Annotated in this window: 19 protein-coding genes and 1 pseudogene; 10 read left to right on the top strand and 10 right to left on the bottom strand. The window is 73.8% G+C overall.

The features are described from left to right. Positions 1-53: 53 nt before the first annotated feature. The 3 genes from AB0N76_RS14110 to AB0N76_RS14100 all read right to left on the bottom strand — a co-directional run bounded on the left by AB0N76_RS14110 (position 54) and on the right by AB0N76_RS14100 (position 3,112). Positions 54-1,058 carry an MBL fold metallo-hydrolase gene (locus tag AB0N76_RS14110; protein WP_363556693.1) on the bottom strand — a complete coding sequence of 335 codons (1,005 nt, stop codon included), beginning with the start codon at positions 1,056-1,058 and terminating at the stop codon, positions 54-56. A 163-nt stretch (positions 1,059-1,221) separates the two neighbouring features. Then, the gene (locus tag AB0N76_RS14105; RefSeq protein WP_363556691.1) at positions 1,222-1,968 is read right to left on the bottom strand and encodes a hypothetical protein; all 747 of its coding nucleotides are present in this window, start codon (positions 1,966-1,968) and stop codon (positions 1,222-1,224) included. A gap of 220 nt (positions 1,969-2,188) precedes the next feature. After that, on the bottom strand, positions 2,189-3,112 hold the full coding sequence (locus AB0N76_RS14100; RefSeq protein ID WP_363556689.1) for a GNAT family N-acetyltransferase: 924 nt from the start codon (positions 3,110-3,112) through the stop codon (positions 2,189-2,191). 284 nt (positions 3,113-3,396) lie between these two features. On the opposite strand from AB0N76_RS14100, the pseudogene AB0N76_RS14095 reads away from it, so the two are divergent. From AB0N76_RS14095 to AB0N76_RS14085, 3 genes and pseudogenes are all read left to right on the top strand, one after another. Further along, positions 3,397-4,727, top strand: a pseudogene (locus AB0N76_RS14095) (DUF692 family multinuclear iron-containing protein). Positions 4,728-4,780: 53 nt separating this feature from the next. After that, the gene (locus AB0N76_RS14090) at positions 4,781-5,857 is read left to right on the top strand and encodes a TIGR04222 domain-containing membrane protein (protein WP_363556687.1); all 1,077 of its coding nucleotides are present in this window, start codon (positions 4,781-4,783) and stop codon (positions 5,855-5,857) included. 98 nt (positions 5,858-5,955) lie between these two features. Further along, entirely contained in the window at positions 5,956-6,732 is a 777-nt protein-coding gene (locus AB0N76_RS14085; protein ID WP_363556685.1) for a TIGR04222 domain-containing membrane protein, read from the top strand. A 62-nt stretch (positions 6,733-6,794) separates the two neighbouring features. Here AB0N76_RS14085 and hemQ read toward each other — a convergent pair whose 3' ends face one another. The 3 genes from hemQ to AB0N76_RS14070 are packed head-to-tail and all read right to left on the bottom strand — an operon-like array spanning position 6,795 to position 9,581. Then, positions 6,795-7,517, bottom strand: a complete 723-nt coding sequence (hemQ, locus tag AB0N76_RS14080; RefSeq protein WP_363556683.1) for a hydrogen peroxide-dependent heme synthase — start codon at positions 7,515-7,517, stop codon at positions 6,795-6,797. Next, complete coding sequence (gene hemG, locus AB0N76_RS14075) at positions 7,514-8,950, bottom strand: protoporphyrinogen oxidase (protein ID WP_363556681.1); 1,437 nt, start codon at positions 8,948-8,950, stop codon at positions 7,514-7,516. Before hemG ends, hemQ begins: the two co-directional genes overlap by 4 nt. A 34-nt stretch (positions 8,951-8,984) precedes the next feature. Next, positions 8,985-9,581, bottom strand: a complete 597-nt coding sequence (locus AB0N76_RS14070) for a Uma2 family endonuclease (RefSeq protein ID WP_363556679.1) — start codon at positions 9,579-9,581, stop codon at positions 8,985-8,987. A gap of 115 nt (positions 9,582-9,696) precedes the next feature. Between AB0N76_RS14070 and AB0N76_RS14065 the strand changes: the two genes are divergently transcribed. Then, positions 9,697-10,137: a DUF523 domain-containing protein gene (locus tag AB0N76_RS14065; RefSeq protein ID WP_363556677.1), complete on the top strand. Its 441-nt coding sequence runs from the start codon at positions 9,697-9,699 to the stop codon at positions 10,135-10,137. A 152-nt stretch (positions 10,138-10,289) separates the two neighbouring features. After that, positions 10,290-11,330: a DUF4349 domain-containing protein gene (locus AB0N76_RS14060; protein ID WP_363556675.1), complete on the top strand. Its 1,041-nt coding sequence runs from the start codon at positions 10,290-10,292 to the stop codon at positions 11,328-11,330. Positions 11,331-11,384: 54 nt separating this feature from the next. On the opposite strand, the gene hemE is transcribed toward AB0N76_RS14060, so the two are convergent. Continuing rightward, complete coding sequence (hemE, locus tag AB0N76_RS14055) at positions 11,385-12,398, bottom strand: uroporphyrinogen decarboxylase (protein WP_363556782.1); 1,014 nt, start codon at positions 12,396-12,398, stop codon at positions 11,385-11,387. A 306-nt stretch (positions 12,399-12,704) separates the two neighbouring features. Between hemE and AB0N76_RS14050 the strand changes: the two genes are divergently transcribed. From AB0N76_RS14050 to AB0N76_RS14030, 5 genes are all read left to right on the top strand, one after another. Then, complete coding sequence (locus AB0N76_RS14050; RefSeq protein ID WP_363556673.1) at positions 12,705-13,367, top strand: DUF3000 domain-containing protein; 663 nt, start codon at positions 12,705-12,707, stop codon at positions 13,365-13,367. Between the two features lie 319 nt (positions 13,368-13,686). Continuing rightward, the gene (locus AB0N76_RS14045; protein ID WP_363556671.1) at positions 13,687-14,403 is read left to right on the top strand and encodes a response regulator transcription factor; all 717 of its coding nucleotides are present in this window, start codon (positions 13,687-13,689) and stop codon (positions 14,401-14,403) included. A gap of 190 nt (positions 14,404-14,593) precedes the next feature. Then, positions 14,594-15,844: an HRDC domain-containing protein gene (locus AB0N76_RS14040; protein WP_363556669.1), complete on the top strand. Its 1,251-nt coding sequence runs from the start codon at positions 14,594-14,596 to the stop codon at positions 15,842-15,844. A gap of 241 nt (positions 15,845-16,085) precedes the next feature. Beyond that, positions 16,086-17,303 carry an acetyl-CoA C-acyltransferase gene (locus tag AB0N76_RS14035; RefSeq protein ID WP_363556667.1) on the top strand — a complete coding sequence of 406 codons (1,218 nt, stop codon included), beginning with the start codon at positions 16,086-16,088 and terminating at the stop codon, positions 17,301-17,303. Positions 17,304-17,305: 2 nt separating this feature from the next. After that, complete coding sequence (locus AB0N76_RS14030) at positions 17,306-19,435, top strand: 3-hydroxyacyl-CoA dehydrogenase NAD-binding domain-containing protein (protein ID WP_363556665.1); 2,130 nt, start codon at positions 17,306-17,308, stop codon at positions 19,433-19,435. Between the two features lie 104 nt (positions 19,436-19,539). Here AB0N76_RS14030 and AB0N76_RS14025 read toward each other — a convergent pair whose 3' ends face one another. From AB0N76_RS14025 to AB0N76_RS14015, 3 genes are all read right to left on the bottom strand, one after another. Then, positions 19,540-21,081 (bottom strand): glycosyltransferase family 39 protein, encoded by a 1,542-nt coding sequence (locus AB0N76_RS14025; RefSeq protein ID WP_363556663.1) that lies wholly within the window; start codon positions 21,079-21,081, stop codon positions 19,540-19,542. 136 nt (positions 21,082-21,217) lie between these two features. Next, a complete protein-coding gene (gene dxs, locus AB0N76_RS14020) occupies positions 21,218-23,131 on the bottom strand; it encodes a 1-deoxy-D-xylulose-5-phosphate synthase (RefSeq protein ID WP_363556661.1) in 1,914 nt (637 codons plus the stop codon). 247 nt (positions 23,132-23,378) lie between these two features. After that, positions 23,379-24,557 carry an ROK family transcriptional regulator gene (locus AB0N76_RS14015; RefSeq protein WP_363556659.1) on the bottom strand — a complete coding sequence of 393 codons (1,179 nt, stop codon included), beginning with the start codon at positions 24,555-24,557 and terminating at the stop codon, positions 23,379-23,381. Positions 24,558-24,738 lie beyond the last annotated feature (181 nt).

Raw genomic sequence — 24,738 nt, 5'->3', positions numbered from 1 at the left:
CGGGGGCGAAGCGGATTCCGACAATTCAGGCCCGACAGCTCAGGCCCGGCGGCTCAGGCCCGGCGGCGTGGCCCGCGACGCCCGGCGTCCTCGTCCGACTCCCGGGCGACCAGGGCCACCTGGCTCATCGCCTCCAGGACGTTCGGCACCTCGGAGCCGTCCAGGTGCCGGTACTCGGCGGCGACCGTGAGCACCAGCCGCTCGGGCAGGCCGAGTTCGGGGTACCGCTGCTCGGCGATGATCCGGCGGGCCGCGTCCAGCGCGGTGAGCCCGGCGGCGTGCAGGGCGTGGACGCGCTCCCGGACGTAGGTCAGGTAGGCGATGTGCTCCCGGACGCCGGGCCGGTCGAGCACCGGGCCGTGGCCGGGGACGATGATCCGGGCGCCGGTGGCGAGGACGCGTTCGCAGGCGTCGACGATGTTCTCCAGCGGACCGGCCCAGTGCGAGGGGTGGTCGCCGGGCTGTTCGGCGGTCGAGCCGAAGATGACGTCGCCGGTGAACACCGCCTGCTGGTGCGGGAGGTGGACGATGAGGTCGCCGCCGGTGTGGGCCGACGGCAGGCCGGTGATCTGCACCGGGTACTCCCCCACCTTCAGCTCCAGCTCGCCCTGGAAGACGGTGTCCGGCCGGACCGGCTCGGTCCGCGACCAGTCGAACTGCCCGAAGTGGCGCCGGAGGTAGTCGCCGAGCGGCGAGTCCGGGTCGCTGCCGTTGACCAGGGCGTGGGTCTGCTGCGGCGTGGGCTCCCAGTGGATGTGCTCCAGCGCCTCGCGGGTGGCGATCACCTCGGCCTCGGGCAGCACGCCGGCGCCCCAGAGGTGGTCGCCGTTGGCGTGGGTAACGACGATCCGGTCGACGGTGACGCCGTCGGCCAGCCGCTTGCGGCTCTCGGCGAGGAACTCGGCGGCGAGCGAGGGGTCGTAGGGCGTGTCGATCCAGAGCGCCGTCCGGGGCGAGCCGAGCAGGCCGCAGTTGGCCAGCCCCCAACCGCGCTTCGGCGGGAGCCAGACGTACAGGTCCTCGGCAATCGCGCTCACGTTCGCACGGTTGATCGTCATGGGCGCGATTATGCCGATGATGTGACAACGGTGGGGTAAAACCCAGGCGATTCCGGCCACTTCGCGGCCCGGACCCTCCCGTCCTGTCCCGAATTCTCCCCCGCCCCACCCGTCCGCCCGGTCTGGACCACTCCGCACCGGGGGGTGAATTTCAGGACGCGCCTCAGGACGGCGGCAGGACCCGGCACACCTCGACCGTCACGTCCACGGTGTCCAGGCCGATCACCCGCCCCTCGACGGCGGCGAACCCCTTCTCCCCCGAGCGGAACAGCCCGGCCAGCGGGGACTGCCGCCCGGCCGCCGCCAGCGCCTCCACCGCCATCGCCGAGCCGAACGCGAAGACGCCGCAGAGCACCACGCAGGGCGCCTGCCGGGAGGTCCGGGTGACGAACACGAAGCCGTGGTCGCGGACGAGTTCGTCGGCCGCGTTGTACTGCGCCTCGAAGGTCATCCCGCCCCAGCGGGCCCGGGCCGCCTGCGGGTGTTCGATCGTGAAGTCCGGGAAGGCGGCGGCCAGCACGGTCGCCGAGTAGGCGTTGACGCTCGGACCGCCGATCGAGAAGGTCGGCATCCGCGGGTCCTGGGCACCGGCGGTGACCAGTTCGATGGTCGCCTTCCGGTTGATCTTCCGTAGCAGGTCGGTGAGTTGGGCGATCGCCCGGGCCTCGGCCATCGGCATGAACAGCACGTTCCGCGGCCCCCGGCTGGTCAGCCGGCAGCCGTCCTTGGCGTAGGCGAACTCGGCCACCTCGATGCTCGGGGTGACGATCTGCACCCGGCCGTACGGCGCGAGCAGCGCGCGCAGGAAGCCGTAGCGCAGGAAGAGGCGGGTGCGGGCGAGGGAACGGGCGGCGAGAAAGCCGATCACGGCCGGGACGAACCCGACCAGGATCTGGAGCAGGATCTCCATGGCACCCTCCTGGCGTCCCCCGCGCGGCAGGCGCGGAAGACTCGGGCACGAACAGTCTGCGCTGAGGTGATGCCCCGTAGAACACCGGGAACTCCCGACACTGCGGCCCACCCGGCGCCGGCGGCGCGAAACGCCCCCGTTTCATCCATTCGGCCGAACGCGCGCCGCGCCCCGCCGGCCGGGCGGGTCACCCCCGGCCCGCCCGTCGGCCGACCGCCCCTCAGCCGCCCAGCCGCTTGGTGAACTTCCGCTCGCTCGCGCACCGCTCGTAGCCCAGCCACGCGTTGATCGCGAGCATCGGCGCGTTGGTCGCGTCGTTCGAGGTGTACGCGTGCCGCAGGCCCGCCGCCCGGGCCAGGCGCAGCGACTCCAGCTTGGCGAGCTTGCTCAGCCCGCGCCCCCGGAACTCCCGGCGGCAGGCGGTGAACGCCGACCAGTACCGGTCCGCGCCGTCCGTGTGCACCGCGCTGAACGCGGCCGGCTCGCCGTCGACCACGGCCACGATGGTCAGCTCGTGGTCGAGGTCCGGGTGGGCCGACACCCCGTCCCGCCACTCCTCGTAGTCGGCGGCGTCCATCTCGACCTCGCCCGGCTCGTCCCGGATCGCGTCCGCCTCGATCAGGAAGACCGGATACGGGTCCGCCGCCCAGTCGCTCGCCGGGCGCAGCTCGACGCCGGCCGGCAGCGCCGGGGCCTCGGGCAGCGGGAGGGCGAGGTCGCGGCCGGCGAAGTGGGCGAGCCGGCCCGCGGTGAAGCCGCGGGCCTCGGCGAAGGCGCGCGGGCCGGGCTCGTCGTCCACCCAGCTGTGCAGCTCGGTCACGCCGTGCTCGACCAGGTGCCGCTCGGCGGCGGCCAGCAGCGCGGTGAAGGCCCCGCGCCGCCGGTACTCGGGCAGGATGCTGCCGTTGGCGTGGCCGATGCCGGTTGTGGTGGTGCCGGTGACCACGCCGCAGCGGACCGAACCGACGACCCGGCCGTCCAGCTCGGCGACGAAGGTGCGGTAGAACTCGCCCTTGGTCTGGCGGGCGTTCAGCCAGGCGAAGGCCTCGGCGGTCTGCACCAGGTGCTCGCGCCCGGCTCGGTGGGCGGCCGCCACGGCCCCGGCGTCCTCGGGGCGGAAGTCACGAATCGTCAGTGTCGTCATAGGTGCGTCACAGTAGCCACCGGACGGGCCGTCCGCCGCCCATTTTTCCGCCGCCGCCCCTGCCCCCACCTGCGGGGATGCTCCAGGGCGGGCGCTAAAGTCCACCGTTGACGCACCGGCAAGCTCAAGTAATGCTCTGAGATGACCGGGGAAGGCTTGGCAGCCGCACCGCCCGGGGACATGCTCAGCAACAACAGCCCGGCGGCCCTGGCGACGAGGCCCGCGCCGACCGACGGCTTCCCACCCAGCCCTCCGAAGGGGGCGCACCGATGACCTCCCCTGCCCTGCACGCACCCGCAGCGACGACGGGAACGGGCACCACCACCGCAGGAGACCGCCGGCTCGGGGTCGGCCTCGGCTGGCGCAGCGAGATCGACACCGTGGTCGAGCGCCAGCCCGGCCTCGACTGGGTCGAGGTGGTCGCCGAGAACGTCTGCGCCGGCCACCTCCCCGAGTCCCTGCGGATCCTGCTCGACCGCGGCCTGACCGTGGTCCCGCACGGCGTCGGCCTCGGCCTCGGCGGCGCCGACCGGCCCGACCCGGCCCGCCTCGCCAAGCTCGCCGAGACCGCCGGGGCGCTCGGCTCCCCGCTGGTCACCGAGCACCTCGCGTTCGTCCGGGCCGGCGGCCTGGAGGCCGGCCACCTGCTGCCGGTGCCGCGTTCGCGCGACGCCCTGCGGGTGATCGCCGAGAACATCCGGATCGCCCAGGACCAGCTGCCGGTGCCGCTGGCCCTGGAGAACATCGCCGCCCAGCTGGCCTGGCCGGACGACGAGCTGACCGAGGGCCAGTTCCTCGCCGAACTGGTCGAACGGACCGGCGTCCGGCTGCTGATCGACGTCGCCAACCTGCACACCAACCGGGTCAACCTCGGCGTCGACCCGGCCGCCGAACTGGACCGGCTGCCACTGGAGGCGCTCGCCTACGTGCACGTCGCGGGCGGCACCATGGTCGACGGGGTGTGGCACGACACGCACGCCCACCCGGTCACCGAGCCGGTGCTGGAGGTGCTGGCCGAGCTGTGCGCCCGGGTCGCGCCGCCCGGTGTGCTGCTGGAGCGCGACGCCGCGTTCCCGCCGCCCGCCGAACTGGCCGCCGAGCTCGACGCCATCCGCCGGGTGCTGGACGGCGGTACGGCACGATGACCGCGCCCGCCGACGCCGGCACCCACGCCGCCCGGGCCCGGCTCGCCGCCCGGCAGACCGAACTGCTCGCCGCCCTGGTGGCGGGTGGCCCGGTCCCGCCCGGCTTCGACCCGGCCCAGGTCCGGGCCCAGGCCGCCGGCCTGGCCGCCAAGCGGCGCGACACCGCCGCCAAGGTCGCCCCGGAGCTGCCCCGACTGCTCGGCACCCGGTACGGGCCGCTGTTCCTCGGCTACGCCCACCGGCACCCGCAGACCGGCGGCTACCGGGCCGACGCCCGCGCCTTCGCCGACTGGGCGCTGACCGAGGGGACGGCGGCCGACCCGCTGGACGCCCCGACCCGCCGGGCGCTGGAGCGCTGGCTCCACCCGGCCCCCGAGCCGACGCCCGGCCCGTCCACACCGGCCGGCCCGCTCACCGGACCGCTCGCCCGGCTGCGCCGCGCCTTCGGGCGTCCCGGCCGCACCTCCTGAACCACGCACACTCCCGGCGCCGCGCGCGCCCGAACCACCCGGGGGAAACCGCCATGTGGCACAACGTCTACTACCTGATCCCGGCCGTCCTGCTGCTCGCCGCCGCCGGCTACGCCTCCCAGGCCAAGCAGGCCGCCAAGCGCGTCCGCAACCCCAAGGGCCTGCCCGGCCGCGGCCTGGACCTCTTCGACACCGCCTTCCTGGCCGGCGGCCCCGGCCGGGTCTTCGACACCGGTCTGGTCCGGATGCACCAGCAGGGCCACGTCGTGGTCAGCCGCTCCCGTCTGGTCACCCTGACCACCGACGACCCGTACGACGCGATCGACGGCACGATCGTCGACGAGATCGGCCCGTCCCGCAGCCGCGACCTCCCGGGCCTGCGGCTCGCCGTGATGCGCTCGGCGGCCGTCCAGGAGATCGGCGACCGACTCGCCGACCGCGGCCTGCTGCGCGACCCCGCCCGGCTGCACCGGGCCCGGATCGCCCGCCGGTTCCTGTGGGCCACGCTGCCGGTGCTGGCCGCCTTCACCCTCGCCGCCTACCTGATCGACTCCGGCGAGCCCGGCTACGAGCACCCCGCGCTCTGGGTCCCGCTGCTGCTGCTCGTGGTCTTCCTGGTCTCGCTGCTGGTCACCCGGCCGCTCAAGGGCCGGATCACCCCGGCCGGGCGGCGCCAGCTCTCCCTGATGGACACCGGCAAGCCCTGGCAGCCCGGCGGCAGCGGCGCCCTGACCAGCGCGGACGGCGTGGTGCTCGGCGTCGTCGCGCTCAGCGGACTGGCCCTGGCCGGGCTGGGCGACGAGGAGCTGACCGAGGCGATGCTGGCCTCGGCGACGGCCGACGAGATGGCGAAGGCCACCGGCTACTCCGCCGCCTCGTCCGCAAGCTCCACCGGCTCGTCCTCGGGCTCCTCCTGCGGCGGCTCGACGGTCTGGTGCGGCTCGTCCTCCGACTCCGGCTCCTCCTCGGACTCCGGCTCGTCCGGTTCGAGCTGCGGCGGGAGCAGCGGCTGCGGGTCGAGCTCCTCCTCGTCGTCGAGCTGCGGGTCCTCGTCCTCGTCGAGCTGCGGTTCCTCCTCGTCCTCCAGCTGCGGCTCCAGCTGCGGCGGCGGCGGAGGCTGCGGCAGCTGACTCGCGCACCCCGGACCGCGGTCCCCGGACGTCACAGTTCGGTATCGCGGTCCGGGAATGCGTTCCGCACACGGCGCGGCCGGGACTACAACAAGCCCATGTGGCTGCTCTTCCTGCTCCCGGCCTGCGCCGCCGCGGTGCTCTCCTGCATCCGGCTGGTCCGGATGACCGCGACCGCCGACGCGCTGGCCGGACAGGACGGGCCCCGGCCGCCCGAGGCGGTCGGGATCGGCCTGTACGAGACCGCCTACCTGGCCGGCGGGCCGGACCGGGTGGTCGAACTGGCCCTGGTCCTGATGGCCTCCCGCGGCCGCCTGCACCTCGCCCACACCGGCTGGACCACCGTCGTCGACCCGCGCGGCCGCAGCCGGCTGGAGCGCGCGGTGATCGCCACCGTCGGCCCCGACGGCCAGTGCCGCACCGACGACCTGCGGCTGGCGATGGCCGCCCACCCCACCGTGCTGGAGATCGGCAGCCGGCTCGCCCTGGCCGGGCTGGCCACCCCGGCCGTCGTGCAGCGCAGCACCGTCCTGGTGGTCCGCCAGGTCCGGCAGGCGCTGCTGCTCTCGCTGGTGCTGCTGGCCGCCGCGCTGGCCACGGCCGGCCTGTTCGACGGTGACGCGCTGACGCCGCTGGCCTGGTTCTCGCTGCCGCTGGTGCTCACCTCCGGCACCCTGCTGATGGCCCGGGTCGACGTCTACCCGTACACCCGCTGGGCCTCGCCGGTCGGCCAGGAGGTGCTCCGCGAGGTCCGCCCGCCCCGCCAGCACGGCCTCACCGACGACGACGAGCGCGAACTCCTCACCGCCGTCGCCATCAACGGCCCGGCCGCGCTCCCCGACGCCCGCCTGCGCGCGGCCCTGCGCCGGCACTGACGCACGAAGAAGGGGACCCCGTCCGGCCTCGGACGGGGTCCCCCTATTCTTTACGGCGTCGCTCAGACCAGGCCGTTGAGCAGCTCGCTGACCGGCTTGCGGCGGCCGGTGAAGAACGGCACCTCCTCGCGGACGTGCAGCCGGGCCCGGGACGGGCGCAGGTCGCGCATCAGGTCCACGATCCGGTGCAGCTCGTCCGCCTCGAAGGCGAGCAGCCACTCGTAGTCGCCCAGCGCGAACGAGGCGACCGTGTTGGCCCGCACGTCGGGGTAGCCGCGCGCCATCTGGCCGTGCTCGGCGAGCATCGCGCGCCGCTCGGCGTCCGGCAGCAGGTACCACTCGTAGGAGCGGACGAACGGGTAGACGCAGACGTAGTCGCGCGGGCGCTCGTCGGCCAGGAACGCCGGGATGTGCGACTTGTTGAACTCGGCCGGGCGGTGCAGCGCCATGTTCGACCAGACCGGCTCCAGCACGCGGCCCAGGCCGGTGCGGCGGAAGCGGTTGTACGCCTCCTGCAGGTCGTCGGACTCGGCGGCGTGCCACCAGACCAGGATGTCGGCGTCGGCGCGCAGACCGGACACGTCGTAGGTGCCGCGCACGGTGACGTCCTTGGCGGCGAGCTGGGCGAACAGCTCGTCCACCTCGGCGGCCAGCGCGGTGCGGTCCTCGGGCAGCTCGCCCTTGAGCTTGAACACCGACCACATGGTGTAGCGGATGACCTGGTTCAGGTCCCGTGCCTTCTTCTTCTCCGGCTGCTCGGCCTGCTGCGCAACGGTCTCAGTCATGCGCCCATTGTCCTCTCCGTGACGTTCGCCCCGGCCAGCGGGGTCAACACTCCATCGAGCCCGGCGACGGCCGTCCGGGCGCTGGCGATGCACGCCGGGATGCCCACGCCGTCGTACGCCGCCCCGCACAGCGCCAGCGCGCCCACCCGATGCGCCGCCGCCCGGATCCGGGCCACCCGGTCCAGGTGGCCGACCGGGTACTGCGGCAGACCGGCCCGCCAGCGGGTGACGGCGGTGTCGTACGGGCGGGCGGTCAGACCGATCGCCTCGCCCAGGTCGGCCAGCGAGCGGGCGACCAGTTCCTCGTCCGCCAGCTCCAGCGGCTCCTCCTCGTGCAGCCGGCCCAGCGAGGTCCGCAGCACGAAGGCGTCCGGGGCGGAGCGCTCCAGCCAGCCCCACTTGTTGGAGGAGAAGGTCGAGGCCTTGATCCGGCGGCCGTCCACCGGCGGGACCAGGAAGCCGCTGCCGGCCGGCGGCTCCGGCAGGTCGGCGCGGCGGAAGGCCAGGGTGACCAGGGCCATCCCGGCGTACTCGACGGTGTCCAGCTCGGCGGCCGCGGCCGGCGCGTCCGCGCGCAGCAGCCGGGCGGCGGCGGGGGCGGGCACGGCCAGCACGACGGCGGTCGCGGCCAGGGTCTCCCCGTCGCCGGTGGTCACCCGCCAGCCGTCCGGGGTGCGGCGCAGCGCGGTCACCTCGGTGTCGGTGCGCAGGTCCACGCCCGCGTCGGCGCAGGCGGCGGCGACCGCCGTCGGCAGGGTGCCGAGGCCGCCGCGCAGGCCCTGGAAGACGGGGGTGCCGACGGTCTGCGGCCGGGTCGCGAGCGCGTGCACGCCCTCGACCAGCGAACCGCCGCCGCGGGCGATCGGCAGCAGGGCGGGCACGGCGGCGCGCAGCGAGATCTCGTCCGCGTGCCCGGCGTAGACGCCGCCGAGCAGCGGTTCGACCAACCGGTCGACCACCTCGCGGCCCAGCCGTTCGGCGACGTACCGGCCGATCGCGATGTCGTCCGCGACGGCCTCGCCGGCCTCCTCGTGCCGGGCCCGGGCCAGCCCCTCGGGGCTCAGCACCCCGGCGGCGGCCAGCGCGGCGAGGTCCCCGGGGACGCCCATGACCTGCCCGCCGGGCAGCGGCCGCAGCGCGCCGCGGGTCCAGATCGCGGCCTTGGCGGTGGTCGGCGGCTCCAGCTCCGCCCCCAGCCCGACCGCCCGCGCCAGCTCGACCGCCTCCGGCCGCCGGGCCAGCATCGACTCGGCCCCGAGGTCCACCCGCACCCCGCCGACCTCGCCGCCCCACAACTTCCCGCCCAGCCGCCCCGACGCCTCCACCAGCGTCACCCGCGCCCGCGCCACCCCCCCGGCAGCCCCACTGAGCACGGCGGCCGCGGTCAGCCCCGCGATCCCGCCGCCGACCACGACGACATGTGCTTGCGACATGCCCCGCAGTCTCGCAGGTCTTTACACCTTTGCCTCAATCCGCCCGCTTCTTCCCCTTCGGCGCGGGGACGAGGGCGTCGAGGTCGATGTCGACCGGGAACGGCACGGATCGCTGGAGCCGCCCCCGGAAGATCCCGCCGGGGGCGTAGGCGCCCACATTGGTGTCGAGCTCGTAGACGTGCACCACCGGCAGGCCGTCCTCCTCCTCGATCACCCAGTAGTGCGGGATGCCGGCTTCGGCGTACTTCTCCGGCTTGACGACGCGGTCCGCGTGCGCGGCGTCCGGCGAGACGACCTCGACGACCAGGACGACCTCGTCGGCGGTGAACCGGATGCGCCCGGGGTCGTGCCCGGTGATCCCGACCACGATGTCGGGCCGGGTCCGGTTCCACCGGTCCAGGATGACCGCCGTCCCGTAGTCGACGGTCCACCCGGCCGGCGCGGTCCGGTCGATGGCCGTCGCGAGCGCGGCCGTGACCCGGCTGTGCCAGGCCGAGCGGGGCCGGAGGAAGAAGACCAGGGAGCCGTGTCGTAGCTCGGTGCGCGGCGGCGCCTGCGGCAGGTGGTCGAGATCCTCGGCGAACCATCCCTCCGCACGCGGCGGATACATCCACTCGGGCAGCTCGGACACGGCTGAAGGCTAGCCGCCACCGGGGTGGCCGGGAGGGGGATCGCCTCCCGATCCTCCGTCGGGGTGAAGCGGGCCCGGCGGCTTGACGACCGGTGCGCATCCTAGGCTCCTTGGCATGGAGCGGATCTTGGTGAGTGCGTGTCTGGCGGGGGTGCCGTGTCGGTACGACGGGCGGGCGAAGACGGATGCGGGGGTGGTCGAGGTCGTCGCGGAGGGGCGGGGGGTGGTGGTGTGTCCGGAGGGGGCGGGTGGGTTGCCGACGCCGCGGGCGGCGGCGGAGATCGTCGGCGGGGACGGGGCGGACGTGCTGGACGGGCGGGCGCGGGTGGTGGACGCGACCGGGGCGGACCGCACGGCGGAGTTCGTGGCCGGGGCGCGCGCGGCGCTGGCGGCGGCCGAGGCGGCGGGGGCGGGGCGGGCGCTGCTGATGGCGCGCAGCCCCTCGTGCGGGTGCGGGCAGGTGTACGACGGGACGTTCGGCGGGACGCTGCGGCCGGGTGACGGGGTGACGGCGGCGCTGCTGCGGCGGGCGGGGATCGTGGTGGAGGCGGTCTGATCCCCCGGCCTGACGCCTTGTCCGGGCCGACGCCGAGACGTGATCGAGCTGCGACCTCCGGGGCGGGTCCGATCCGGGCCGGCGACCGTCGAATGGTCTGGGCGCCCCGAGGAGCGGGCGCCGGGACCGTTCGACGCGGGGAGGGCTCGATCGTGCGAAGAGGACGGCGGAGGGCGGGGGCGCTGGCGGCGGTGGCCGTGGCGGCGGTGCTGGCCGGCGGGTGCAGTGCGAGTGGGGGCGACGGCAGGGAGGCTTCGGCGGTCGGCCCGGCGCAGGCCGACGCGCGCAAGGCGGACGGCGCCGCCCCGGAGGCGGCCCCGGCCGGGGCACCGGCCGCGGGTTCGACGGCGGCGGCCGGGTCGGGGGCGGCGGCACCGGGCCAGCCGAAGGTGGCGCCGGTGGTGGACGCGCGGCAGATCGCCTACTCGGCGCAGTTGTCGGTGCGGACCGACAAGACGGACGACGTGCTGGCCCGGGCCCGGGGGCTGGCGACCGCCGCGGGCGGCTACGTGGCGAGCGAGTCGGTCGCCAACGAGCACGGCGTCGACGTCCCGAGCGGGGCGACCGCCAAGCCGGTGGGCGGGCAGATCACCGTGAAGGTGCCGTCGGCGGTGTTCCAGCAGACCCTGGACCAGCTGGCCGGACTGGGCGAGGTGCTGTCCCGGCGCAGCCAGGCGGAGGACCTCACCCAGCAGGTCGCGGACGTGTCGAGCCGGGTGCAGACCCAGCAGGCGAGCGTGGACCGGGTCCGGGCGCTGATGGCGCAGGCCAAGACGCTGGCCGAGATCACCAGTCTGGAGGGCGAGCTGAGCCGCCGGGAGGCGGATCTGGAGTCGTGGCAGAAGCAGCTGAAGGAGCTGTCGGCGAAGACCTCGCTGTCCACCATCACGCTGGACGTGCGGCAGAAGGCGGAGCCGGTGCCGGACGCCCCGGACGCCGAGGAGGAGGACGACGGCTTCTGGCACGCGGTCGGCTCGGCGATGGGCGGCGGCTGGCACGTGCTGGCCGCGATCGTGGTCGGGATCTCGGTGGCGCTGGCCGCCGCGCTGCCGTTCCTGCTGGTGGCGGCGCCGGTGGCGGTGGTGGTGTGGGTGCTGCGCCGCCGGAAGCGGCGGGCGCCCGCCGTCCCCGTTCCCGCTCCCGTCCCCGCTCCCCAGGAGGAAGCGGAAGAAGAGGAGCGGGAAGAGGGGTGAGCGCGGCGGTGGCGGGCCCTCGCGCGGAGGGCCCGCCACCGTGCGGCGCGGGGGTCAGCGGGCGCTGGCCTCGTGGACGAAGGCGACCAGGCGGCTGAGCGCGTCCGGGTCCATGCTGGGCAGCACGCCGTGGCCGAGGTTGAAGATGTGGCCGCTGCTGCCGAGCGCCTGGGCGGCGTGCAGCACCTCGCGGGCCTTGGTCTCGACGGTCCGGGTGGGCGCGAACAGCACGGCCGGGTCGAGGTTGCCCTGCAGGCCCTTGCCGGGGCCGACCCGCTCGGCGGCGACGTTCAGCGGGACCCGCCAGTCGACGCCGACCACGTCCGCGCCGGCCTGGCCCATCAGGCCGAGCAGCTCGCCGGTGCCGACGCCGAAGTGGATCCGCGGCACGCCGTAGCCGGCCACCGCGTCGAAGACCTTGGTGCTGGCCGGCATGACCGAGCGGCGGTAGTCGTCCGGGGCGAGCGCGCCGACCCAGGAGTCGAACAGCTGGATCGCGGAGGCGCCGGCCTCGATCTGGACCTTGAGGAAGGCGGCGGTGATGTCGGCCAGCCGGTCGACCAGGGCGGCCCACAGCTCGGGCGCGCCGTACATCATGGCCTTGGTGTTCTCGTGGTTCTTCGACGGGCCGCCCTCGACCAGGTAGCTGGCCAGCGTGTAGGGGGCGCCGGCGAAGCCGATCAGCGGGGTGCTGCCGAGCTCGTCGACGAGCAGGCCGATCGCCTCGGTGATGTAGGGGACGTCGTCCGGCTCCAGCGGGCGCAGCCGCTTCAGGTCCTCGGCGGTGCGGATCGGGTCGGCGATGACGGGGCCGATGCCGGGCTTGATGTCGACGTCGATGCCGATCGCCTTGAGCGGCACCACGATGTCGCTGAAGAAGATCGCCGCGTCCACCTTGTGCCGGCGCACCGGCTGGAGGGTGATCTCCTTGACCAGCTCGGGCCGCATGCAGGAGTCCAGCATCGGGATGCCCTCGCGGACCTTCAGGTACTCGGGCAGCGAGCGGCCGGCCTGGCGCATGAACCAGACCGGGGTGTGCGGCACCGGCTCGTGCCGGCAGGCCCGCAGGAACGCCGAGTCGTACGCGGCGCCGCGGCGCGCGGGGGGCTGCTGACCGGGGGTGCCGCCGGTCGGGGGGACTGCCGTGGTGTCTGCCGTCGTCTCGCTCACGCCCCAAATCTTCGCACGCGGCCCGGACCGGACCGGCGGGGCCCGCCCCGGGCCGCGAGCGCCGCCGCAGTACCGCCGCCGTACCGCCGGGTACCGCCGGGTGGCTCCGGGATCCGGCCGCGATCTGGCCGGATTGCCGTCCCGGCGCGCCGCACGGGAAGAAGTTGCGACGATTACCCGAGTTTTCGACCTAGTCTTCGGGTCATGGCAGCGGTCGGAGGGCACCCCGCGCAGGGTGGCGGAGCAGGTGGCGGAACGGGTCGGGAGGGGGCGCCGAGCGAGTTCCGGGCCGCCGTGGAGGCCCTCGACGGGGCCCGGCTGCGGCCCGAGGTCGTGCTCTCCGCGGCGCCGGCCCCGCGCCGGCTGGCCCCGTTCGCGTTCGCGCTGACCGCCACCGTGGAGGTGGACGGCGACGAGCTGGCCGACGGCCGGCTGGTGCTGCTGCACGACCCGGCCGGGCAGGAGGCCTGGAACGGGGACTTCCGGGTGGTCACCATGACCCGGGCCGAGCTGGAGCCGGAGATGGCCGGCGACCCGATGCTCTCCGAGGTCGGCTGGGCCTGGCTGCTGGACGCGCTGCAGGCGCACGGCGCCGGGTACGCGGAGCCGTCCGGCACCGTGACCCTGTGCGCCTCGCAGTACTTCGGCGGGCTGGCGGACCGCGCGTCGAGCACCGAGATCGAGATCCGGGCCTCCTGGACGCCCGCCGACGGCCGCTTCGAACGGCACCTGGCGGCCTGGGGGGACCTGCTGTGCATCAGCGCCGGACTGCCCCCGGCCGTGCCGGGTCCGCAGTCACCGGCCGACGTCACGTCACTCGGTGGAGTGGTCCCGATGCCCGCCCGGCGGCGTCCGCGCTCGCACTGAGGAGTGGCGGGACGCGGGGGCGTCATCGGCGGACGCGGCGCCACTCCCAGGGCTGACGGAGTGTGACTTCAGGACGGCTCTGCGTCAATAAACCGGTCGAACCCGACCGCTTTGCACTGGATCCGATCGATTTTGTGCGAATTCCAGGCATGTCGTATCAGTCACCTGCGCGATTTGTCCGTATTGTTACTCACTAGATCGTGATCTTTCGCTAAAGCCGGGCACGGATGCTGCCGAAGCAGACTGTGACCCTTTCCGAACGCGGAACACTCCGACCGCCCCCTCGGGGTTCCGTCCGCCACTCCCCGCAGGAGGCCTGGTGTCGGTCCTTCTTGAGCACCCCGCAAACGTGGTCGCCTACCGCCCGACCAAGCCCACCGCCATGGTGGTCATCGCCGATCCCCGCGTCCGAAACACCGTCACCCGCCACCTCTGGGCGCTCGGCGTCCGCGACGTGATCGAGGTGTCCTCGATCGCCGAGGCCCGCCCCCGGGTCTCCACCCCGCGCGACATCTGCGTCGCCGACGTCCACCTGCCCGACGGCTCCGGACTCACCATCCTCGCCGAGACCCGTGCCGCCGGCTGGCCCAACGGGCTGGCGCTCTCCGCCGCCGACGACATCGGCGCCGTCCGCAGCGCGCTGGCCGGCGGGGTGAAGGGCTACGTCGTCACCGGCACCCGCACCAACGTCGCCATGCCCGGCCGCCCCGGTCTGCCGATCGGCGCCGGCGGCCTGGCCGGCCGGATGCGGCGCCCCGGGATGCCGGGCATGCCGGGTGCGGCCGGGGCGCCGGGAGCGCCCGGGGCCCCCGGCGCGCCGGGAGCGCAGCAGTCCGCCTACCGCGAGCTCTCCGGCCGCGAGGTGGAGGTGCTGCGGCTGGTCGCCGAGGGCCAGTCGAACAAGGCGATCGGCGTGGCGATGGGCCTCTCGGCGCTCACCGTGAAGAGCCACCTCGCCCGGATCGCCCGCAAGCTGGGCACCGGCGACCGGGCCGGAATGGTCGCGGTCGCGCTGCGCACCGGCATCATCCACTGAGCCGGTCGGCCCGCCCGGGCGGCCTGGAGGAACGTTCCTTCACCCTCCTCCAGGCCGTCGTGCCGTCACCCGTCCGCCCCCGTACCGCGCGGGGGGCGGGAGGCGGCGGCGGAGCCGTTCGTCGGTCGGATCATCGGTCTGACCAGTCCGACAACACTCCCGGCTGCGGGGACCGTCGTACCCTTGGTGAGTGACCGACGCCGTAGCAGCCATCCCAGAAGAAGCAGCCCCGGTCCCGCTCCTCGAGCCGAAGGAGGGGATCCCTCCGGTCGTGGCGGACGAGCAGGCGCTGGCCGCCGTCGTCGCCGCCTTCGCCGCGGGAACCGGACCGGTCGCCGTCGACGCCGAGCGGGCCTCCGGCTACCGCTACGGCCAGCGGGCGTACCTCATCCAGCTGCGCCGCGCGGGCGCCGGTACCGCGCTGATCGACCCGATCGCCTGCCCCGACCTCAGCGGGCTCGGTGCCGCCCTCGCGGACACCGAGTGGGTGGTGCACGCCGCCACCCAGGACCTGCCCTGCCTCGCCGAGGTGGGCATGAGACCCCAGCGCCTGTTCGACACCGAGCTGGCCGGGCGGATCGCCGGCTTCGCCCGGGTCGGACTCGGACCGATGACCGAGAGCGTGCTCGGGCTGAGCCTGGCCAAGGAGCACTCCGCGGTCGACTGGTCCACCCGCCCGCTGCCCGAGCCGTGGCTGCGCTACGCCGCTCTGGACGTCGAGGTGCTGGTCGAGCTGCGGGACGCACTCGAACGGGAGCTGGACGCCCAGGGCAAGCTCGGCTGGGCCCTGGAGGAGTTCGCGGCGATCGCCGCCGCCCCCCGTCCGGCCCCGCGCACCGACCCCTGGCGCCGCACCTCGCAGCTGCACAAGGTCCGCCGGCGCCGCCAGCTGGTCGTGGTGCGCGAGCTGTGGCTGGCCCGCGACCGGATGGCGCAGGAGCGCGACGTCTCGCCCGGCCGGGTGCTGTCGGACGCCGCGATCGTCAACGCCGCGCTGGCCATGCCGCTGAACATCGCCGCGCTCCAGGCCGTCCAGGGCTTCGGGCCGCGGGTGCACCGGCGCCAGCTGGAGCAGTGGCTGGCCGCCGTCCAGCGCGGGCGGGAGGTGCCGGAGAACCAGCTGCCGCCGGCCGCCGCGCCGCACGACGGCCCGCCGCCGCCGCGCGCCTGGGCCGAGAAGGACCCGGTGGCGGCCGCCCGGCTGAGCGGGGCCCGCGCCGCGGTCGGCGAGCTGGCCGAGCGGCACAGCCTGCCGGCCGAGAACCTGATCACCCCGGACCTGGTCCGCCGGGTCGCCTGGGAGCCGCCGGCCGACGCCTCCGCCGCCAACGTGGCGGCCGCGCTGCGCCGGCTCGGCGCCCGCCAGTGGCAGGTGGACCTGGTCGCCCCGGTCCTGGCCACCGCCTTCGCCAAGGCGGCGGCGGACGCGCAAGAGGCCTGAGCAGGAGAGGGACAGGGAAAGGGGACGCCACCCGGGGAGGGTGGCGTCCCCTTTCGCGTACCCGTGGCCGGAGGAGGGAAGAACGTGTCGGGGGACACACCCGCCGATGCCCCCGCCGGGCCTGGGCAGGTTGGTTACCGACGGGTAGCATGGCGGTGAGCGGCGCCGCTCACGTCTCCTCGCGCGACGGTCGGCGGCAGCCTGCCCACCTGAACTGTTGGTCCCTGGGAGGAGAGCCCCCGTGCCTCGTACCGCGAGGGACGTCGTCTTCGTCGATGGCGTCCGCACCCCGTTCGGCAAGGCCGGCCCGAAGGGCATCTACCACGAGACGCGCGCCGACGACCTCGTCGTCAAGTGCATCCGGGAGCTCGTGCGCCGTAACCCGAACCTGCCCGTCGAGCGCATCGACGAGGTCGCCATCGCGGCCACCACGCAGATCGGCGACCAGGGTCTGACCATCGGCCGCACCGCCGCGCTGCTGTCCGGCCTGCCGAAGTCCGTCCCCGGCTACGCGATCGACCGCATGTGCGCCGGCGCGCTGACCGCCGTGACCACCACCGCCGGCGGCATCGCCTTCGGCGCGTACGACGTGGTCGTGGCCGGCGGCGTCGAGCACATGGGCCGCCACCCGATGGGCGAGGGCGTCGACCCGAACCCGCGCTTCGTCTCCGAGAAGCTCGTCGACGAGTCCGCCCTGTTCATGGGCATGACGGCGGAGAACCTGCACGACCGGTTCCCGCACATCACCAAGGAGCGCTGCGACGCCTACGCCGTGCGCTCCCAGGAGAAGGCCGCCAAGGCGTACGTCAACGGCGACATCCAGCCGGACCTGGTGCCGATCTCGATCCGCAACACCAACCCCGCGATCGGCGAGACCGGCTGGGGCCTGGCCACCGTGGACGAGCCCATGCGCCCGGGCACCACGATGGAGAACCTGGCCGGTCTGAAGACCCCGTTCCGCCCGCACGGCAACATCACCGCGGGCAACTCGGCCGGTCTGAACGACGGTGCCACCGCCTCGCTGCTGGCCGCCGAGGACGTCGCCGAGGAGCTCGGCCTCCCGGTCAAGATGCGCCTGGTCGCCTACGCCTTCGCGGGCGTCGAGCCCGAGGTCATGGGCATCGGCCCGGTGCCGGCCACCGAGAAGGCGCTGGCCAAGGCCGGTCTGACGATCGACGACATCGGCGCGTTCGAGATCAACGAGGCCTTCGCCGTCCAGGTGCTGGCCTTCCTGGACCACTACGGCATCGCCGACGACGACGAGCGGGTCAACCCGTACGGCGGCGCGATCGCGTTCGGCCACCCGCTGGCCTCCTCGGGCGTGCGCCTGATGAACCAGCTGGCCCGCCGCTTCGAGCAGCGCCCGGACGTCCGTTACGGCCTCACCACGATGTGCATCGGCTTCGGCATGGGCGCCACCATCGTCTGGGAGAACCCGCACTTCGAGGGTGGTAAGTGAGCATGAGCACCACGACTGAGCTGCTGACCCGCGGCGCCGAGCTCTTCCCGGGCGAGGTCGTCACCACCGCGCACGTCCGCCACCTGGACCTGCCGCTGCAGGCCGGCCGGCTGGCCCTGATCACCCTCGACAACGGCTTCGACCACACCAAGCCGACCACCTTCGGCCCGGGCTCGCTGCTCAAGCTGAGCGAGGCGCTGGACCAGGTCGAGGCGGAGGCCGCCGAGGGCACCATCGTCGGTGCCGCGATCACCGGCAAGCCGTTCATCTTCGCGGTCGGCGCCGACCTCAAGGGCGTCGAGCTGCTCAAGGAGCACGCGGACGCGCTGGCCATCGGCAAGGGCGGCCACGAGGTCTTCAAGCGGATCGCCGCGCTGCCCGTCCCGACCTTCGCGTTCTACAACGGCGCGGCGATGGGCGGCGGCGTCGAGGTCGGCCTGCACTGCGACTACCGCACGGTGTCCGCGGGCGTCCCGGCGTTCTCGCTGCCCGAGGTCTTCCTCGGCCTGGTCCCCGGCTGGGGCGGCTGCAGCATCCTGCCGAACCTGATCGGCCCGGCCAAGGCCGTCAAGGTGATCATCGAGAACTCGATGGCGCAGAACAAGCAGCTCAAGGGCAAGGACGTGTTCGAGCTGGGGATCGCCGACGCGATCTTCGAGCCGGCCGACTTCCTGGAGCAGTCGCTGCTGTGGGCGGCCAAGGTCCTCAAGGGCGACGTGGCCGTCCAGCGCGAGGAGATCGACCGCGGCAAGGCCTGGGACGACGCCGTCGCCTGGGGCCGGCTGGTCGCCGACGCCAAGGTGCACGGGGCCGCTCCGGCCGCGTACCGGGCGCTGGACATCATCGCCCAGGTCAAGGACCAGGACCTGCAGGCCGGCTTCGACGCCGAGGACGCGGCCCTGGCCGACCTCATCATGGGCGGCGAGCTGCGCAGCGGCATCTACGCCTTCAACCTGGTGCAGCGCCGGGCCAAGCGCCCGGTCGGCGCGCCGGACAAGTCGCTGGCCCGCCCGGTCACCAAGGTCGGCGTCGTCGGCGCCGGTCTGATGGCCTCGCAGCTGGCGCTGCTGTTCGCCCGCCGTCTGGAGGTGCCGGTGGTCCTCACCGACATCGACCAGGAGCGCATCGACAAGGGCGTCGGCTACGTCCACGCCGAGATCGACAAGCTGCTCGGCAAGGGCCGGATCGGCCAGGACAAGGCCAACCGCCTCAAGGGCCTGGTCACCGGCTCGCTCGACAAGGCCGCCGGCTTCGCCGACGCGGACTTCGTGATCGAGGCCGTGTTCGAGGAGATGGGCGTCAAGCAGACCGTCTTCGCGGACCTGGAGAACGTGGTCTCGCCGACCTGTGTGCTGGCGACCAACACCTCCTCCCTCTCGGTCACCGAGATGGCCTCGAAGCTGAAGCACCCCGAGCGGGTCGTCGGCTTCCACTTCTTCAACCCGGTCGCGATCCTGCCGCTGCTGGAGATCGTCCGCGGCGAGCAGACCGACGACGCCTCGCTGGCCACCGCCTTCGGCGTCTCGAAGAAGCTGAAGAAGACCGCGGTGCTGTGCAAGGACGCCCCGGCGTTCGTGGTGAACCGGATCCTGACCCGCTTCATGGGCGAGATCCAGACGATCATCGACGAGGGCACCCCGATCGCCACCGTCGAGAAGGGCGTCGAGCCGCTCGGCCTGCCGATGTCCCCGATCGTGCTGCTGGAGCTGGTCGGCCCGGCCATCGCCCTGCACGTCTCGGAGACCCTGCACGGCGCGTTCCCGGAGCGGTTCGCCGTCTCCGAGAACCTCGGCAAGGTCGTCAAGGCCGGCAAGCGCGGCTTCTACACCTGGGTGGACGGCAAGCAGGTCCTCGACCCCGAGGTGCTGGAGCTGCTCACCTTCGGCGACACCGTGCTGACCGAGGAGCAGGTCCTCACCCGCTCGCTGGACGCCGTCGCGCAGGAGATCGGCCTGATGCTGGAGGAGGGTGTCGTCGCCGAGGCGCAGGACATCGACCTCTGCATGATCACCGGCGCCGGCTGGCCCTTCCACCTGGGCGGGATCACCCCGTACCTGGACCGTGAGGGCGTCTCGGAGCGGGTGAACGGCAAGCGCTTCCTGGCCCCGGGCCTGGCCTCGGTGCCCGCGTAGGGGACGACGGCCTGACCAAGGCCTGAGGAACGACGGAAGGGCCCCGGTGACCGGATCGGTCACCGGGGCCCTTCCGTGTGCCCTGACGGGTGCTGCGGCGCGTGCTAGCGCTTGAGGCGGTAGACCACGGTGTCGGCGAAGACGCCGACCATCTCGTAGTGGGTCTCCAGCAGGTTCTCGATCTTCGGAATCATGCCGGGCTGGTACGGCGCGAGGCCGGAGTCGTCGACGACCACCTCGGGCAGGCCCTTGGCGATCTCCTGGTCGAAGGTCTGCCAGGCGTTGGTCATCGAGAACTGCTCGCCGACGTTGGGGCTGCCGTCCTTGCCGCCGCTGTAGTTGGTCAGGAAGCCGGCGGTCAGGTAGCGGGTGGCCGGCTTGCGGTCGGCCAGCCAGTACAGCTCCGGGTGCATGCCCCAGACCAGCACGGTGTCCTTGGGGGTGGTCTGCGCGGCGACCGCGGTGGCGACCTCGGTGGTGCGGTCCAGCCGCTCCCCCGGCCAGGCCAGCGCGAGGCCCCAGAAGACCGTGGCGGCGGCCGTGGTGTACACCAGGACCGGCTTCCAGCGGATCGCGGAGGTGGCGATCGCCCCGGTGCCCAGCAGCACCAGCGGGGGGATCAGCTGGAGGTAGTAGTGGCCGAAGAAGTGGAAGCCGACGCTGACCGCGACCACCGAGGAGAGCAGCCACATCCACAGGTCGGTGGTGGAGCCGTGCTCCTCCCCCGCGACCGGCAGCGGGCGGTGGCGGTACTTCAGCCAGAGCCGGCGGCCGACCGGCAGCAGGAAGCCCAGCCCGGCGCCGAGCAGGATCACCGAGTTGCCGAGCGCCCGGCCGGTCATCTGGAGCCAGGCGCCGCCGAAGGTCGCGTAGTCGCCGCTGCCGGTGACCACCCAGAACAGGAAGCCCTTGGGTTTGGTGAGGATCACCGCGACCAGCGCTATCGGCAGGGTGAAGCCGAAGCCGATCTTGAGCAGGGCGGGCGGCCAGCGGACGCCGCGCCGGCGGGCGTCCTGGAAGAGCATCCAGAGCACCGGCAGCAGCACCGCGCCGCCGGTCTGCTTGGTGAGCGAGCAGAGCGCCACCGCGATCCCGGCGGCCAGCCAGCGGCGCCGCTCGGCGTACCGGAAGGCGGCCACCATGGCGGGCAGCATGAAGACCTCGAAGGTCGCCGCCTGGGTGTCCTCCGGGGAGAGCCCGATGGAGACCAGCAGGTAGAGCAGACCGGCGCCGGCGCCGGCCCGGTTGCCCCAGCGGCCGCGGGCGAGCGAGGCCAGCAGGATCGCGGTGACCAGGTGGGCGACCACCGCGAGGGTGCGCAGCGGCCAGAGCGAGGCGGAGCCGAAGACGGCGAAGCAGGCCTGGTAGAGCCAGGGCAGCAGCGGCGGCTTGCGGTCCACCACGGTGTCGTAGAGCACGCCGCCGTCGGCGAGCATCCGGGCCTGGGTGGCCAGGAAGCCCTCGTCGGGGCTCCAGACCGGGCGGACGAAGGACGGCAGGTGGGTGAGCAGCGCGACCAGGGCCAGCAGCGGCACCAGCCGGGACCAGTAGCCGGTCTTCACGCGCTCCCAGCCTTCGGCCGGGGGTACCCCCAAGGGCAGGCGCTCGGCGAGCGCGGTCAGGCGGGATCGGATGGGGGTGGGCACGGATGACAACCTACCGGGCGGGATCGGCGCGGGCAGCGCCGGTCCCGCCTTTCGGTGCGATTATCAGCCTGTTCCGGGCCAACTGTTGCAGAGCTGTCGCAAACGGACTGCTCCGGCCGGGTGAGGCGGACGCGGGTCAGACGTGGGCGACGTCCAGCTTGGCGACCAGGGCGGTCACCTTGCGGGCGATGTCCGGGGCGGTCAGGCCGATCTCGGCGAGGATCTCCGGGCGCGAGGCGTGGTCCAGGAACTCCTGCGGGATGCCGAAGTCGCGCAGCGGCAGGTCCACGTCGGCGTCGCGCAGCGCCTGGGCGACCGCCGCGCCGACGCCGCCGGCGCGGCCGTTGTCCTCGACCGTGACGACCACCCGGTGCTCGGCGGCCAGGCCCGGCAGGGCCGGGTCGACCGGCTTGACCCAGCGCGGGTCCACCACGGTGGCGGTGACGCCCTGGGCGGCCAGCAGGTCGGCCACCTCCAGGCACATCGGGGCGAGCGCGCCGACCGAGACGATCAGCACGTCGGCCCGGCGGCCCTCCTCGGCGTCCCCGAAGGAATCGGACGCTGCGGCGCGCAGCACGTCCATGCCGCCGACCCGGCCGACCGCCGGGACGGCCGGGCCGACCGTGCCCTTGGAGTAGCGGACCACCGTCGGGGCGTCCTTGACCTGGACCGCCTCGCGCAGCTGGGCGCGGACCTGGTCGGCGTCGCGCGGGGCGGCCAGCCGCAGGCCGGGGACGACCTGGAGGATCGACATGTCCCACATGCCGTTGTGCGAGGCGCCGTCGCTGCCGGTGACGCCGGAGCGGTCCAGCACGAAGGTGACGCCCAGCTTGTGCAGGGCGACGTCCATCAGCACCTGGTCGAAGGCGCGGTTGAGGAAGGTCGCGTACACCGCGAAGACCGGGTGCAGGCCGCCGGTGGCCAGGCCGGCGGCGCTGGTCACGGCGTGCTGCTCGGCGATGCCGACGTCGAAGATGCGGTCCGGGAAGGCCTCGGCGAACGGGGCCAGTCCGACCGGGTGGAGCATCGCGGCGGTGATGCCGACGATGTCCTCGCGCTCGTGGCCGAGCGCCACCATCTCCTCGGCGAAGACCGAGGTCCAGTCCTTGCCCGAGCTCTTGATCGGCAGGCCGGTCTCCGGGTGGATGACGCCGACCGCGTGGAAGCGGTCCTCGTCGTTGTTCTCGGCGGCGTGGTAGCCGCGGCCCTTCTCGGTGAGGCAGTGCACGATCACCGGGCCGCCGAAGCCGCGCGCCTTGGTGAGCGCGGACTCCAGGGCGGTGAGGTCGTGGCCGTCGATCGGGCCGATGTACTTGAGGCCGAGGTCCTCGAACATGCCCTGCGGGGCGATGAAGTCCTTCAGGCCCTTCTTGGCCCCGTGCAGGGTCTCGAAGAGCTGCTGGCCGACCACCGGGGTGCGCTGCAGCGCGTCCTTGCCCCAGGAGAGGAAGCGCTCGTAGCCCTGGGTGGTGCGCAGGGTGGCGAGGTGGTTGGCCAGGCCGCCGATGGTCGGCGAGTAGGAGCGCTCGTTGTCGTTGACGACGATGACGACCGGGCGGTCCTTGGCGTCGGCGATGTTGTTGAGCGCCTCCCAGGCCATGCCGCCGGTCAGCGCGCCGTCGCCGATCACCGCGACCACCGGGTCGTCCTTGCCGAGCAGCTGGTTGGCCTTGGCCAGGCCGTCGGCGTAGGAGAGCACGGTGGAGGCGTGCGAGTTCTCGATCACGTCGTGCTCGGACTCGGCGCGGGACGGGTAGCCGGAGAGGCCGCCCTTGGAGCGCAGGCCCGAGAAGTCCTGGCGGCCGGTGAGCAGCTTGTGGACGTAGCTCTGGTGGCCGGTGTCGAAGAGGATCCGGTCGCGCGGCGAGTCGAAGACCTTGTGCAGCGCGATGGTGAGCTCCACCACGCCGAGGTTCGGGCCGAGGTGGCCGCCCGTCTTGGAGACCTCCGTCACCAGGAAGGTCCGGATCTCCTGGGCCAGGGTGGCCAGCTGTCCGGGCGTGAGCCGGTCGAGATCGCGCGGTCCCCGAATGCGGGTCAGCAGGGCCACCCGTTCCTCCTCGTTCAGTGTTCGCGGACCGCGGGGGTCCGGCGGGCGTCGCTGCCCGGTGCGCCGGCGCCCGTCCGCCTCGTCGCGGTTCGGTCGGTGTCGACCGGTCGAGTCTAATCTCCGGCCACCGGACACCGGGCGGGGTGTCCGGTACCACCGGCCGGTACACGCCAGTCACCTCGACGGTCACTCTTTCGAGTGAACGGGAAGGACCGGCGTGTCGACTAATTTCCGAACGAGTGTTCGATCAACCTCGGCCGAGCGCCCCCGAGTCTCCGGTCTCGCTCATCACCAGGGCCAGTGCGCCGAGCACCTCGGCCCGGCCTCCCAGGGTGCCGGGGACCACCGACAGCTGGCGGGCGGCGCTGGGGATCGCGTAGCGGGCCACCGAGTCCCGGATCGGGGCCAGCACCAGCTCGCCGGCGTCCGCGAGGTCGCCGCCGAGGATCACCCGGCGCGGGTTGAGCAGGTTGCACAGGGTCGCCACGCCGGTGCCGATCTGCCGCCCGGCGTCGGCGATCACCCGGCGGCAGCCGAGGTCGCCCTGGTGGGCCAGCTCGACCACCTTGGGCAGGGTGAGGTCGGGGCCGAGCGTGGGGGTGAGCAGGTTGAGCAGGTAGCGCGAGCCGACGAAGGTCTCCAGGCAGCCCCGGTTGCCGCAGCGGCAGACCGGGCCGGCCTCGTCCAGGGTGATGTGGCCGATCTCGCCCGCGGTGCCGCCCGGGCCCCGGTAGATCTGCCCGTTGACCACCAGCCCGGCGCCGACGCCGCTGGCCACCTTGATGTAGGCGAGGTCGCTCAGGCCCCGGCCGGCGCCCCAGACCAGCTCGCCGAGCGCGCCGAGGTTGGCGTCGTTGTCCACGTGCACCGGCATGCCGAGCCGCTCGGCCAGCTCGCGGCCGGGGGCGATGCCGGTCCAGCCGGGCAGGATCGCGGTCGAGCCCAGCGCCCCGGTCTCCACGTCGATCGGGCCGGGGACGCCCAGGCCCACGCCGATCACCTTGTCCGGGCGGAAGCCGGCCTCGGCGAGCAGCCGCTCGACCAGGGCCTCGGCGCGGTCGAAGCCCTGCGCGGCGGACACGTCGACGTCCATCGGGGCGCTCTCCTCGGCGAGCACCCGGTGGGCGAGGTTGCCGACGGCGACCCGCAGGTGGGTGTGACCGAAATCGATCCCCACCACGATGCCGGCGTCGCCGCTGAGCGAGACGCTGCGCGCGCGCCGTCCGCCGGAGGAGGTGTCGGCGACCACGACGGTGCCGCTCTCCTTCAACTCCCGGACGATGTTGGACACGGTGGCCGCCGAGAGGCCGGTGCCGCGGGCGATCTCGGCCTGGGTCAGCGAGCCGGCCATCCGCACCGCGCGGAGCACCCGCTCCAGGTTGGCGCGGTGCAGCGAGGACTGCGAGCCCGGTGTGTCCGTGGACATGATCCACCCTCCCAAGGGCGTCGGGGACCCCTCCGCCGGGTGTCCCCTTTCAAGTCCTGAAGCCTAGGCCCTGCGGGACGGTGAACCCGCAGGAAGGTGAAGGTGCCGGAGAGAGGAGGAGAAGGGACGGTGCGCGGCCCGCGGACCGGCCGGGGCGGCCGGGAGGGTCGCGCCGCAGGTG

The organism is Kitasatospora sp. NPDC093806, from assembly GCF_040683335.1.
In the GTDB taxonomy this organism is placed as follows: domain Bacteria; phylum Actinomycetota; class Actinomycetes; order Streptomycetales; family Streptomycetaceae; genus Kitasatospora.
Note: the sequence above shows the minus strand (reverse complement) of the source record. Positions and strands in the feature narration are given on the sequence as shown.